The organism is Aeribacillus sp. FSL M8-0254, assembly GCF_038008845.1.
GTDB lineage: Bacteria > Bacillota > Bacilli > Bacillales > Aeribacillaceae > Aeribacillus > Aeribacillus composti.
This window is the reverse complement of record NZ_JBBOZY010000001.1, coordinates 2,836,312-2,850,382: the sequence shown is the minus strand read 5'-3', so window position 1 is coordinate 2,850,382 and position 14,071 is coordinate 2,836,312. Positions and strand designations below refer to the sequence as shown.

Annotated in this window: 12 protein-coding genes; all 12 read left to right on the top strand. The window is 39.1% G+C overall.

From position 1 onward, the window contains the following. Positions 1 to 16 precede the first annotated feature (16 nt). The 12 genes from polA (at position 17) to coaW (ending at position 14,056) form a co-directional block, all read left to right on the top strand. Positions 17 to 2,647 (top strand): DNA polymerase I, encoded by a 2,631-nt coding sequence (gene polA / locus NSQ44_RS13835; protein WP_340857325.1) that lies wholly within the window; start codon positions 17 to 19, stop codon positions 2,645 to 2,647. 63 nt (positions 2,648 to 2,710) lie between these two features. Continuing rightward, positions 2,711 to 3,535 carry a DNA-formamidopyrimidine glycosylase gene (mutM, locus tag NSQ44_RS13830; RefSeq protein ID WP_340857323.1) on the top strand — a complete coding sequence of 275 codons (825 nt, stop codon included), beginning with the start codon at positions 2,711 to 2,713 and terminating at the stop codon, positions 3,533 to 3,535. Then, positions 3,492 to 4,274, top strand: a complete 783-nt coding sequence (ytaF, locus tag NSQ44_RS13825) for a sporulation membrane protein YtaF (RefSeq protein ID WP_340857322.1) — start codon at positions 3,492 to 3,494, stop codon at positions 4,272 to 4,274. Before mutM ends, ytaF begins: the two co-directional genes overlap by 44 nt. Positions 4,275 to 4,294: 20 nt before the next feature. Then, positions 4,295 to 4,894 carry a dephospho-CoA kinase gene (gene coaE, locus NSQ44_RS13820; RefSeq protein ID WP_063387409.1) on the top strand — a complete coding sequence of 200 codons (600 nt, stop codon included), beginning with the start codon at positions 4,295 to 4,297 and terminating at the stop codon, positions 4,892 to 4,894. A 152-nt stretch (positions 4,895 to 5,046) separates the two neighbouring features. Further along, positions 5,047 to 6,072: a glyceraldehyde-3-phosphate dehydrogenase gene (locus NSQ44_RS13815; RefSeq protein ID WP_063387490.1), complete on the top strand. Its 1,026-nt coding sequence runs from the start codon at positions 5,047 to 5,049 to the stop codon at positions 6,070 to 6,072. A 261-nt stretch (positions 6,073 to 6,333) separates the two neighbouring features. Continuing rightward, complete coding sequence (gene speD, locus NSQ44_RS13810) at positions 6,334 to 6,714, top strand: adenosylmethionine decarboxylase (protein ID WP_063387410.1); 381 nt, start codon at positions 6,334 to 6,336, stop codon at positions 6,712 to 6,714. A 430-nt stretch (positions 6,715 to 7,144) separates the two neighbouring features. Beyond that, positions 7,145 to 7,606 carry a transcriptional regulator NrdR gene (nrdR, locus tag NSQ44_RS13805; RefSeq protein ID WP_340857320.1) on the top strand — a complete coding sequence of 154 codons (462 nt, stop codon included), beginning with the start codon at positions 7,145 to 7,147 and terminating at the stop codon, positions 7,604 to 7,606. A gap of 45 nt (positions 7,607 to 7,651) precedes the next feature. Further along, entirely contained in the window at positions 7,652 to 9,046 is a 1,395-nt protein-coding gene (locus NSQ44_RS13800) for a replication initiation and membrane attachment family protein (RefSeq protein WP_340857318.1), read from the top strand. 18 nt (positions 9,047 to 9,064) lie between these two features. Continuing rightward, positions 9,065 to 10,000 (top strand): primosomal protein DnaI, encoded by a 936-nt coding sequence (dnaI, locus tag NSQ44_RS13795; protein ID WP_063387413.1) that lies wholly within the window; start codon positions 9,065 to 9,067, stop codon positions 9,998 to 10,000. 86 nt (positions 10,001 to 10,086) lie between these two features. After that, a complete protein-coding gene (gene ytxC / locus NSQ44_RS13790; RefSeq protein WP_063387414.1) occupies positions 10,087 to 10,914 on the top strand; it encodes a putative sporulation protein YtxC in 828 nt (275 codons plus the stop codon). Between the two features lie 351 nt (positions 10,915 to 11,265). Then, the gene (gene thrS / locus NSQ44_RS13785) at positions 11,266 to 13,197 is read left to right on the top strand and encodes a threonine--tRNA ligase (RefSeq protein WP_340857316.1); all 1,932 of its coding nucleotides are present in this window, start codon (positions 11,266 to 11,268) and stop codon (positions 13,195 to 13,197) included. Between the two features lie 55 nt (positions 13,198 to 13,252). Further along, a complete protein-coding gene (coaW, locus tag NSQ44_RS13780; RefSeq protein WP_144597650.1) occupies positions 13,253 to 14,056 on the top strand; it encodes a type II pantothenate kinase in 804 nt (267 codons plus the stop codon). The last annotated feature ends 15 nt before the right edge of the window (positions 14,057 to 14,071 follow it).

The following is a 14,071-nucleotide window of genomic DNA, read 5'->3' as shown; positions in this document are numbered from 1 at the left end:
AAGGAGGCTAGTAGTAGTGACAAAGAAGCTAGTTTTAATTGATGGAAACAGTATTGCTTACAGAGCGTTTTTCGCTTTGCCGCTTTTAAATAATGATAAGGGGATTTATACGAATGCAATTTACGGCTTTACAAATATGCTGTTAAAAGTACTGGAGGAAGAAAAACCGACACATATTCTTGTTGCATTTGATGCAGGGAAAACAACGTTCCGGCATAAAACTTTTAAAGAATATAAAGGAACTCGGCAAAAAACCCCGCCTGAATTGTCGGAGCAGCTACCATTTATACGGGATTTGCTTGATGCCTACAAAATTACAACATATGAACTCGAAAATTATGAGGCTGATGATATTATTGGAACAGTTGCGAGACAAGCTGAGAAGCAAGATTTTGAAGTGAAAATTATTTCCGGAGATAAGGATTTAACACAGCTGGCAACTGAAAAAACGACCGTTTCCATCACGAAAAAAGGAATTACAGATGTTGAACCGCACACGCCTGAATCGATTCAAGAGAAGTATGGGCTAAGCCCGGCACAAATTATTGATTTGAAAGGATTGATGGGCGATCAATCAGATAATATCCCAGGTGTGCCCGGCGTTGGAGAGAAAACCGCGATTAAATTGCTGAAACAGTTTGAGACAGTCGAAAATATTTTAAATTCGATTGAAGAAGTAAATGGAAAAAAATTGAAGGAAAACTTACAAAACTATAAAGAGCAAGCATTAATGAGCAAACAGCTTGCGACAATTCATTGTGAAGCTCCTGTCGAAATAAAAATTCAAGACCTTGAGTATAAAGGCTATGACAAAGAAAAAGTAGTGAAAATTTTTAAGGAACTAGGCTTCCAATCGCTCCTAGACAAAATGGGAGAGCATGAGAATGAAGAAGCGGATGAAATGCCGACGATTAAGTTCGAAAAAGTTGAAAAGCTGTCAGACAAGGTTTTATCAGAGAAGGCAGCTCTTTTAGTGGAAATCATTGATGAAAATTATCATACTGGAGAAATCATCGGGTTTTCTATCGCAAACGAAAATGGATGTTTTTATATTCCAGCCGAAATTGCGATACATTCAAAAGAGTTCATAGAATGGGTGAAGGATGAAACAAAGCGGAAAGTGGTGTATGATGCGAAAAAATCAATTGTGGCGCTGCGCTGGCGAAACATTGATTTAGCAGGTATTGAGTTTGATGTTCTCATTGCCTCATACATTTTAAACCCGTCTGAAACGATTGACGACATAGCCGAGCTTGCAAAGGCAAAAAATAAACATTTAGTTCAAAAGGATGAAGTGATTTACGGAAAAGGCGCTAAACGTCATATCCCTGATGAAGACATTTTAGGCGAACATCTTGCCAGAAAAGCGTTAGCCATTTATGAGCTGGAAGAATTATTAATACAAGAATTAGAAGAAAATGAACAATTTCATTTATTCAGCGAATTGGAGCTTCCGCTGTCAGCCATTTTATCTGACATGGAAACAACAGGAGTAAAGATAGACGTCAACCGTCTGAAAGAAATGGGAAAAGAGCTTGATGAACAGCTGAAGCAATTAGAAAAGGATATTCATCGTCTAGCTGGAGTGTCATTTAACATTAATTCTCCGAAGCAGCTTGGGCCGATTTTATTTGAAAAGCTCAATCTACCGGTTTTGAAAAAGACCAAAACGGGGTATTCGACCTCTGCGGACGTTTTAGAAAAATTGAGAGGACAGCACGAAATTGTGGAGAAAATTTTGCATTACCGGCAGCTCGGAAAGCTTCAATCGACGTATATTGAAGGGTTGCTGAAGGTTGTCCATCGTGATACGCATAAAATCCACACCCGATTTAATCAAGCATTAACGCAAACCGGAAGATTAAGCTCCACAGACCCGAATTTGCAAAACATTCCGATTCGCCTTGAGGAAGGCCGCAAAATTCGTCAAGCATTTATCCCTTCTGAAAAAGATTGGGTCATTTTTGCAGCGGACTATTCCCAGATTGAACTGCGAGTGCTTGCGCATATATCTGGAGATGAAAAATTGATTGAAGCGTTTCAACAAGATCTTGATATTCATACAAAAACGGCGATCGATGTGTTCCATGTCGAAGAAGATAAAGTGACCTCCAACATGAGAAGACAGGCAAAAGCAGTTAATTTCGGGATTGTTTACGGAATCAGCGATTACGGATTGTCGCAAAACTTAGGAATTACCCGAAAAGAAGCTGGTGAATTTATTAAAAAATATTTTGAAATTTATAAAGGTGTTAAAGAATATATGGATGGCATAATCCAAGAGGCGAAGCAAAAAGGCTATGTAACGACACTAATGCAGCGTCGGAGATATATTCCGGAAATTACGAGCAGAAATTTCAATATCAGAAGTTTTGCCGAGCGAACAGCCATGAATACTCCGATTCAAGGAAGTGCAGCGGATATTATCAAAAAAGCGATGATCGATATGGCGCAAGAAATTGAAAAACGAAATTTGCAAACGAGGCTGCTGCTTCAAGTTCATGACGAATTGGTGTTTGAAGCGCCAAAGGATGAAATTGAAATTTTAGAAAAGCTTGTTCCGGAAGTAATGGAAAATGCCATTCAGCTAAAAGTACCGTTAAAGGTTGATTATTCTTACGGTTCTACGTGGTATGAAGCGAAATAATTTGAAAAAGGCGGAAAGGGAAGCTCCCCCGCCTTTTTCGAGTGTAGATAAGGGGTGAACATAATGCCTGAGCTTCCTGAAGTAGAAACGATTCGAAAAACATTAAGGGAGCTTGTCATAGGAAAAGTCATCGATGAAGTTATCGTATCATGGCCGAAAATCATCAAACGTCCCGAAGACAGAGAGCAGTTTTGCCGCGTTTTGAGAGGGGAAACAATCAATGAAATCGGAAGAAGAGGGAAATTTTTGAAATTTTATTTAGATCGATATGTTCTTGTATCACATTTACGAATGGAAGGAAGATATGGACTGTATCCAAAAATAAAGCCCATTGAACCACACACACATGTCATTTTTCGCTTTCAAGATGAAACGGAATTAAGATATCGGGATGTTCGCAAATTTGGCACTATGCATCTGTATCAAAAGGGCGAGGAGGAGAAGCATCCTCCTTTGTCCCAGTTAGGGATGGATCCTTTTTCGGAACAATTTACTGCTGAAAGACTTATGAGCAAGCTTCAGTCTACCTCTAGAAACATCAAGACGGTTTTGCTTGACCAAAAAATAGTGGCGGGATTAGGAAACATTTACGTTGATGAAGTATTGTTTCGATCAGGCATTCATCCGGAGCGGATGGCAAAAGATTTGACAGCGGAAAAAGTGAAAATATTGCATCGGGAAATTATTCAAACGCTGAAGGAAGCAGTTGAAAAAGGAGGAAGTACTGTCCGATCCTACGTCAATTCACAAGGGCAAATCGGGATGTTTCAACTGGACTTATTTGTCTATGCAAGAGAAAAAGAACAATGTAAAATTTGCGGAAGCCCTATCCAAAAAATAAAAATTGGGGGAAGAGGCACACATTTTTGTTCATCTTGCCAAGTGTAGAAAGATTTATGCCACCTTCTTTAAGCGAACACATTTTAGGCGGTTTTCATATTACTATGTTAGCAATAAAAGGAAAGAAGGGGCATTTGATAAAATGACGGAAATCGGATCGGTTTTAATATTGGCGTTGGCAGTCAGTCTTGATAGTTTTTCTGTTGGCTTAGCGTTCGGTTTGCGTAAAGTAAAAATTCCAATTAAATCGATTATCACTATTTCATGCTGTTCGGCGATTGTGTTGCTCGCTGCGATGATGGCCGGACAAATAGCTCAAAGTGTTCTTCCTCCCTATTTTACGGATAGGCTTGGCGGAGCTATTTTCATTTTGCTTGGCATGTTTGTGTTATATTCCTTTTTCCGCAACAATGAATCAGAGGATGAGAAAGATGAGGAAAAGAGTGAAAAAACGATTTTAAATATGGAATTAAAATCGTTAGGCATTGTCATTCATATATTGAAAAAGCCTGCTGCAGTTGATATGGATCGATCTGGCGAGATTACAGGCGTGGAAGCTTTGCTGCTTGGGATCGCTCTTTCGCTCGATTCATTCGGAGCAGGAATCGGTGCGGCTTTAGCAGGGTATGAACCTTTTTTAACAGCTATTTTCGTCACTTGTATGAGCACGATGTTTGTTTATATTGGAATGAAATCCGGCCGATATGCTTCATCCTATTCGTTTTTTGAAAAGTTTTCATTTATCCCGGGTTTATTATTAATAATGATCGGTGTTTGGGCCATGTAAGGATAAAGGAGAATGATGATATGACAATGATTATTGGATTAACTGGAGGCATAGCAAGCGGAAAAAGCACTGTGTCTGAAATGCTTAAAAAAAGAGGCATTCCAGTTATTGACGCAGATCTAATTGCAAGAGAAGTGGTAGAAGTCGGCAAAAAAGCATATACAGAGATCGTAAATGCTTTCGGAAAAGAAATATTAAACGAAGACTTAACGATCAACCGAGCTCGATTAGGCTCCATTGTATTTCAAAACGAAGATAAGCGGGAGAAGCTAAACAGTATTGTACATCCTGAGGTCAGGCTGGAAATGAAAAGGCGACAGGAACAATTGATCTCAGAAGGTGCGAAAGCAGTAGTTCTCGATATTCCCCTTCTATTTGAAAGCAATTTGAAGCATTTAGTGGATAAAGTGATTGTTGTTTATACGGGAGAAAAAAATCAACTGGAACGATTAATGAAAAGGAATAATTTTTCGAAGAAAGAAGCTTTATCACGCATCAATGCACAAATGCCTTTGAAAGAAAAAGTAAAATTTGCCGATGCAGTGATCAATAATGATGGAACATTAGAAGAAACGGAACAGCAATTGGAAAACATTCTCATGAATTGGGGAATTGGTTAATCCGCTCGTGAATAGAGCGGTTTTTTTTATTTTTAGTATATATTTTTTAAGAAACGATTAAAATAATTGTTTCGTTATTTTATAAATATGATATACTAATTAACAGAATAGGAGATAAAAAGTGTAACATAATGCCGGAAGGGGATATTCACATGAGTGCTAAGGTTGCCATTAACGGTTTCGGCCGAATTGGCCGAATGGTATTCAGAAAAGCAATTTTAGAAGGAGATTTGAATATCGTAGCAATCAATGCAAGCTATCCAGCAGAAACATTGGCTCATTTAATTAAATACGATACAAACCATGGGAAATTTGAAGGAGAAGTCATTCCAAAAGAAGATCATTTAATTGTAAATGGCCATAAAGTGCTTCTTTTGAACAATCGAAATCCTATTGAACTTCCCTGGAAAGATCTAGATGTGGACATAGTGATTGAAGCGACAGGAAAATTCAACTCCCGTGAAAAAGCGATGATGCATGTTGAGGCAGGGGCGAAGAAAGTTATTTTAACAGCACCTGGAAAAAATGAAGATGTAACGATTGTTATCGGTGTAAACGAAGAACAATATGATCCTGACAACCATGTCATTATTTCGAATGCTTCTTGTACAACAAACTGTCTAGCGCCTGTTGCAAAAGTTCTTGATGAACAGTTTGGCATTGAATATGGTTTAATGACCACTGTCCACGCATATACGAACGATCAAAGAAATATTGATAATCCGCATAAAGATTTAAGAAGAGCGCGAGCGTGCGCCCAATCAATCATTCCAACAACTACCGGTGCAGCAAAAGCGATCGGCTTAGTATTACCGCAATTAAAAGGGAAATTGCACGGTCTTGCATTAAGAGTGCCTACACCAAACGTCTCCCTCGTAGACTTTGTTGTAGATCTAAAACGCGATGTGACCGTTGAAGAGGTAAATGAAGCGTTTATCCAAGCTTCTCAAGGAAAGCTGAAGGGGATATTAGATTTTTCTTCAGAACCGCTCGTATCGGTTGACTACAACACAAACCCGCACTCTGCTATTGTCGACGGTTTAACGACAATGGTTATGGGAACAAGAAAGGTAAAAGTGCTTGCATGGTATGATAATGAATGGGGCTACTCTTGCCGCGTTGTGGATTTAGCAAAACTTGTAGCAAGCAAATTGAATAAATTGGCCGCAGCTGTATAAAATGATGGGAGGGTTGATCATTACAAAGATTGACCCTCTTCTTCTTTTTGTTTGGATACTTTTTTCAGCACAAAATTTTTGACAAAGTATGTTGCAAAAACAAATCAAACCATATATACTATTTTTCGTGAACTTCTTAAACGCAAGGTAATGTGGCTACTTAAAGGGTTAGGACCTCTTTGGACTAACTTTCCCCCGTGGTAGTTAAACATACCAGAGTGCGAAGAATTCATAAAAATTTATAAAGGGGGATCCATGGCTATGGAAACAATGGGACGTCACGTTATCTCTGAGCTGTGGGGATGCGACTTTGATAAGTTGAATGACTTGGAATTTATTGAAAAAACGTTTGTAAATGCAGCATTAAAATCAGGTGCTGAAATCCGGGAGGTTGCGTTTCATAAGTTTGCGCCTCAGGGTGTAAGCGGAGTTGTGATCATTTCAGAGTCACACCTAACAATTCATAGTTTTCCAGAGCATGGATATGCTAGCATTGATGTGTACACTTGCGGTGATTTAAATCCAAATATTGCAGCGGATTACATTTCTGAAGCTTTAGGTGCTCAAACGCGCGAAAATATTGAAATTCCTCGCGGTATGGGTCCTGTTCAAATCAAACAGGGTCAAGCAAAAGCACTTTAAAGTAAAAACAGAATAAAATTTGAATGGAAATGCAAAGAGGTGTCAGCTTTTTACTGCACCTCTTTTTATATTATAATTAAGAATAATATTTCATATTGAATGGTATTTAGAGGCATCTTATTTGCGGCCTCAAAGGACCGAGTTATTCTACCCCCTGCAAAGCCGTTATGAAAAAGAGGCTTTGATGTTTTTAAAATCATTCATGGTAGTGATGTAAAAATAAAAAAGCTTTTATTGGCATGGCTGCCATCACTGTTTGGCGGTTCGAACATCATTTGATTGGACCGGACTGACAGAAATCCATTTCATTCAGTCGAATTATCTATACCAAAAATACAAGAACTTGAAAGTTTCTTGTCTGATCCAATGCTATTTAATAAGATGTAGGTAGAGCTTTTTTGATTTAGTTAAAAAGATTGGAGCTGGTGATATGAAATGCCCTTCCTGCCACCATTTTGGAACACGTGTTTTAGATTCGCGTCCAGTCGATGAAGGGAGATCAATTCGGAGGCGAAGGGAATGTGAGGAATGTCAATATCGGTTCACAACGTTTGAAAAAGTGGAAGAAATTCCGCTCATCGTTGTGAAAAAGGAAGGAACACGTGAAGAGTTCAGCAGGGAAAAAGTTTTGCGCGGGATGATTAAAGCTTGTGAGAAAAGACCGGTTTCTTTAAAAAAATTGGAAGATGCTGCGCATGATATTGAAAAAGAACTAAGAAATCTAGGTACATCGGAAATATCAAGCGAAACGATCGGCGAAATGGTGATGGACAAACTAGCCGAAATTGATGAAGTCGCATACGTTCGATTTGCTTCTGTTTACAGGCAATTTAAAGATATAAATGTCTTTATTGAGGAATTGAAAGAACTGATCAAAAAAGAACGTTCATAAAGAGCTGCGAGATTATGACATGCTATTTGGGAAGGTTTTGAAAAAATGATTGGACATCATCACTGGAAAGAGCTGCTGCCTGTTGATCGCTACGTTGTGAAATGTACGAGCAGTTTGATTCATGAATTTGACCGAAAAGTTCTTACATTACTGTACCAGCCCTTAATCGGGCCAAGAACGTTAAACTTATACATGACGCTTTGGAGTGAGCTTGAACAAAACCGTCTTTGGGGGACGGAATCGACCCACCATTTTTTAATGGCTGTTACTCAATCCCCATTAAATGAAATTTATCATGACCGTTTGAAATTAGAAGGAATAGGTCTTTTAAAAACATACCTTGTCGATGAAAGCGAACCGAAAAAATATATTTATGAACTTCAACGACCTCTTTCCCCCAAACAATTTTTTTATGATGGAATGTTGAACATATATTTATACAACAGAGTTGGAAAAACGGTGTACCAAAGATTGAAAAGCTATTTTTCCGATAAATCGGTTGATAGCAACGCTAAAGATGTGACAAGATCATTTCATGAAGTATACCAATCGATCCACCCATCTGAGCTTTCAGCCAATATTGCAATGGAACCTGAGGAAAACGATCAGGAGCTTTTTGATCATGCGCCTGGAGAACCGATTTCGATTCAAAACCAGTCCTTTGATTTTCAATTGTTTTATGACGGTTTATCAGAGCATATTGTGCCCAAAAAAGCGATCACGCCTGCGGTTAAGGAAGCTGTTGAGAAATTAGCATATGTTTATGGAATTGATCCAATTGAAATGAAAAATCTGGTCATCCGTTCTTTGGATCATGATGAGCAAATTAATTTAGACGAGCTGCGAAAATGGGCGAGGGATTGGTATAAGCTGAATCACGGTAACCGTCTTCCAGAGCTTGTTGATAGGCTTCAGCCTTTGAATCAGCGGGTGAAAGACGAAGAAATTGAACAGTCAAAAGATAAGGAATTAATTCGACAGCTTGAATCCATCTCTCCAAGACAGTTTCTAAAAGATATTTCAGGCGGGATTGAACCGTCCGCAGCGGATTTGAAAATTATTGAAGATGTCATGTTTCAGCAAAAGCTGCTTCCCGGAGTTGTCAATGTTTTAATTTATTATGTCCTGCTAAAAACAAATATGAAATTGTCAAGAGCGTATGTTGAGAAAATTGCCAGCCACTGGGCTCGATTAGGAATTAAAACTGTGAAGGATGCAGTGGATGTGGCGAAAAAAGAACATAAGAAATATTTAACTTGGGCGGAAACAAAGGATAAGAAGACTGACAGCAAAAAAATCGTTCGAAAAGAAAAACTCCCTTCATGGCTTTTGGAAAACGAAAATCAACAGGTAGAAAACATCGATCCGGAAGCGTTTGAAAAAGAAAAACAAAAGCTGCAGGAGCGGATTAAAAAATATAAAAATAAACAGAAGGACTAGGTGAAAGGAGGGAGGAAGATGGAATCCCTGCAAAATCATTTAAAACAATTCATGAACAGCAAAGGGTTTCGGGAAACGTATTTGAACTTGAAACAGCAAATAAAATCGGACAAAGATGTCAGGTTATTTTTAGAAAAGCATAAAAATCAAATCGATGAACATATGATTGACCGCAGCTTAGGCAAACTGTATGAATTTGTAACGCAGAGCAAGTTTTGCCGTGAATGCCGAAATTTAGATGAGTGCAAAAATATTTTAAAAGGATATCACCCTACATTAATTATTGAAAGAAAAACAATCGACCTGAAATATGATAAATGCCCAAGAAAAGAAGCATATGATGCTCGAAAAAAACAAGAATCGCTCATTAAATGCATGTATGTACCAAAGGAAATCCTCAATGCACACCTTGAGGATATTGATTTAAACGAACCGAACCGTCTGAAGGCAGTGTCTCTCGTGCAAGATTTTGTTGAGCAATACGGTCAGAATGATCGGTTAAAAGGATTGTATTTATACGGTTCCTTCGGCGTGGGAAAGACATTTATTCTTGGAGCGATCGCGAATGAGCTGGCGGAAAAAGGCGTTCCTTCCATGCTTGTATATGTTCCGGAGTTTGTCAGGGAGTTAAAAAGCGCACTTCAAGATCATTCACTGAATGAAAAGATTGATGCGGTTAAAAAAATTCCGGTATTAATGCTTGATGATATTGGTGCTGAATCGATGTCGAGCTGGATGAGAGACGACATTTTAGGCTCGATTCTCCAATTCCGCATGCTTGAAAATTTACCGACCTTTTTTACATCCAACTTTAATTTTAGCGAATTGGAACACCACCTGACTTATTCACAAAAAGGCGAAATAGAACAGCTAAAGGCAAAAAGAATTATGGAAAGGATTCGTTTTTTGGCCATTCCCGTGGAATTGAAAGGAAAAAATCGCAGACAAGAATAACCGCTGGACAGCAAACACTTCTAAATAATGCCATCCCCCCATATATATAGAAACAGGACTTGCTATATAAAGGGGGGGATCTTTTTTTGCTGGAAATAACTTTTCAAACGGAAAAAGAAGCTTCTTATCTGCATCAATTGCTTAATACAGAGAAGGAAAACTTTGATTTCCAAGCAGCCTTGCTGAACGGCACAGTATTAACATGTGAAACAGATGATTGGGAAACATTTATATCTGATGTGCTCGTACCATCATTTGTTGACTTTTTTCTAAATGTGAAAGAGCCCCGTCTCCTTCTTTTTATAATTGAAAAACAATTTTATTTTGAGGATGAAGATGAAAAACAGCAAATTTTACATATTGCTCAATCGATCTTGGAAGGAGAGCGGGCGGAAATTCCAATGATCAAACATTTTGAGCCGAGAGAAAACTTAATTATTTCTGCTTTAACGAATTTCCTTCGGCCAAACCAATCTTTTTCTATAGAATCATTTATTCAATTCCGCTTGTCTGATTATTTATCAAGACTTTCGGAATATGTCGGTCTCTCCATTGAAGAGTATAAAATGGAGCAGGAATACCAAAATTTTATTCAAAGCTTGCGGGAATATGTTCTCAATAAAAAACCGAAATTATCAACGATTCATATTTTGCATGATACTTCCTTTCAAGTGTTTAATGAAAAGTTCATCGAAATAAAAGAGCTGGAATTGAAAAAGTGGATTGATCGGGAATTTATTTATCGCCACCCGATGTATATTGATTCCCATTTGCTGGCCCCGCTTGTATCCATTGCTCCTTTAGAAATTTATATATACTCCGATCAACAGGAGGAAGCAATGATTCAAACGATCCAAAACATCTTTCAGGAACGGGTTCGATTTTTTTCAAGGGCTAGCTTTCAAAAACGATAAGTTTCTTTCAGTACTCCTTGATTTTTGGTGGCGAATCAGTCTATAATACGGTTGAAATCATTCATCACGAAAAGGTTATGATGAGGACACGGGAGTATTATCACAGTTCAAAGAGAGGGAAGGCACAGGCTGAAACCTTCCTAACTCGTGTAATGCTCTTACCACCTCTAAACTTCAGCTGTGAACGGCTTTTGCCAAGTAATAGCTGGCGGATTGTTCCGTTATCAAAATGAGCCGCGCAAAGTTTTGAGCGGGAACTAGGGTGGAACCACGGGTTTTACATACAACACTCGTCCCTTCTTTTAGGGACGGGTGTTTATTTTTGCAAGAAAAAACAAAGGAGGAAAGAAGATGAAAGAAGCCATTAAAATTACTTTTCCAGACGGTTCTGTAAAAGAATTTCCGCACGGAACAACAACGGAAGAAATCGCTGCATCCATCAGCCCTGGATTAAAGAAAAAAGCCATTGCAGGTAAAATAAATGGAAAGCTTATTGATTTAAAAACCCCGATTGAACAAGACGGCCATATTGAAATTTTGACGCCTGATACAAAAGAAGCGTTAGAAATTTTACGACATAGTACAGCACATTTAATGGCGCAAGCGATTAAACGGCTTTACCCAAATGTAAAATTGGGAGTTGGGCCCGTCATTGAAAACGGTTTTTATTATGATATCGATATGGATGAAACGATCTCACACGAAGATTTGCCTAAAATCGAAAAAGAAATGAAAAAAATTGTCGGCGAAAATTTGCCGGTTATTCGTAAAGAAGTAAGCCGCGATGAAGCAAAAAAAATGTATGAGGAAATCGGCGACCATTTAAAGCTTGAGCTTATCGATGATATTCCGGAAGGCGAAATCATTTCCATATATGAGCAAGGAGAATTTTTCGATCTATGCCGAGGAATCCACGTTCCTTCTACCGGAAAAATAAAGGAATTTAAATTGCTCAGCGTAGCCGGCGCCTACTGGCGTGGAGACAGCAAAAACAAAATGCTTCAACGCATATACGGTACAGCATTTTTTACAAAAGAAGAGCTTAAAGAACATCTCCGCATGCTTGAAGAAGCGAAAGAGCGGGATCATCGCAAGCTTGGAAAAGAATTAAACCTGTTTACCACTTCTCAAAAGGTTGGACAAGGCTTGCCGCTTTGGCTGCCAAAAGGTGCAACTATCCGCCGGATTATCGAACGCTATATTGTTGATAAAGAAATTAAACTCGGATACCAGCATGTATACACACCTGTTCTCGGCAGCGTCGATCTTTATAAAGCTTCCGGCCATTGGGACCATTATCAAGATGATATGTTTCCGCCAATGAAGATGGATAACGAAGAGCTTGTATTGCGTCCGATGAACTGCCCGCATCATATGATGATTTACAAAAATGAAATTCACAGCTATCGGGAATTGCCGATCCGCATTGCAGAACTTGGAACAATGCACAGATACGAAATGTCAGGTGCATTGACAGGGCTGCAGCGTGTTCGCGGGATGACGTTGAACGATGCGCATATTTTCGTGCGGCCGGATCAAATTAAAGACGAATTCATCCGAGTTGTCCGTCTTATTGAAGAGGTATACGAGGATTTTGGTATAAAAGATTATTCGTTCCGATTATCTTACCGCGATCCTGAGGATAAAGAAAAATATTATGATGATGATGAAATGTGGGAAAAGGCCCAGTCGATGCTGAAAGCCGCAATGGACGAACTCGGGCTGGATTATTATGAAGCGGAAGGTGAAGCGGCATTTTACGGACCGAAATTGGATGTACAAGTGCGGACGGCTTTAGGAAAAGATGAAACATTATCGACTGTTCAGCTAGATTTTCTCCTTCCGGAACGGCTTGATTTAACATATGTTGGCGAAGACGGCAAACATCATCGACCAGTTGTTATTCACCGCGGAGTTGTTTCAACGATGGAACGGTTTGTTGCCTTCTTAATTGAGGAATATAAAGGCGCCTTCCCAACTTGGCTTGCGCCTGTGCAAGTGAAAGTCATCCCTGTTTCGCCGGAAGTGCATCTTGATTATGCCAAAACAGTAGAACAGCGTCTTCAGCAAGAAGGCTTGCGTGTTGAAGTCGATATTCGGGATGAAAAAATCGGCTATAAAATTCGTGAGGCACAAATGCAAAAAATCCCGTACATGGTCGTTGTCGGTGATCAAGAAGCAGAAAATGAGACGGTCAATGTCAGAAAGTATGGAGAACAAAAATCAGAATCCATGCCGCTGGAGACATTTGCTGTATCTGTTGGAAAAGAAGGGAGAAAATAAGGAAATCGGCGTTTGCTGATTTCCTTTTTTTGAAACATAAGCGAGGGGTGTACGGATGGAAATAGTAGGAATTGATGCAGGGGGAAGTTTATTAAAAATTGCTTATGTTGAACATGGGCGATATCGGTATAAATGGTTTCCAATTGATGAAATGGATCAAGCTCTTTCTTGGATGAAGAGATTGAAGCCGGCTGCCCGCTATAGAATAACAGGAGGCAGAGCTGCAAAAGTAAAAGAAAAATTGACCGGCGCTGATGTGACCTTTATTCCAGAATTTGATTCAGTTTGTATAGGAACAAGAGAGCTTTTAGTAAAAGAAGGAAAGGAGCCAAAGAGCGATTTTTTAATCGTCAGTATCGGAACGGGAACATCTTTTTTCCTTATGAAGGGCGAGCGTTATGAGCGTCTGCTTGGTAGCGGTATCGGCGGCGGTGTTATTTCCGGTTTAAGCCGGCTCATTTTGCAGGAGAGCAATTTTTATCAAATCGTTGATTTGGCGAAAAAAGGTGATCGAAGCCATGTTGATTTGTTGGTAAAAGATTTGTATGGAGAAGAGGCTCCACCAATTTTAGGAGATTTAACCGCTGCTAATTTTGGCAATCCGGATTTATCGAGAGCCCGGAAAAAAGATGCTGCTGCAGCGTTATTTCAATTGATTGGTGAAACGATCGTTCTTTTGGCAAAGCAATGTGCCGAGCTTCATCAAGTGGACACGTGTGTCTATGTTGGAGCTGCAATTTCGCAAAACCCTCCTTTACAACAAATCATCCAAAGCTTTGATTCCATGACAGGTCTGCAAAGCATATTTTTATCAAACGGTTCTTTTACCGGAGCATTGGGAGCTATTTTATATCAATAATGTTTAAAACAATGG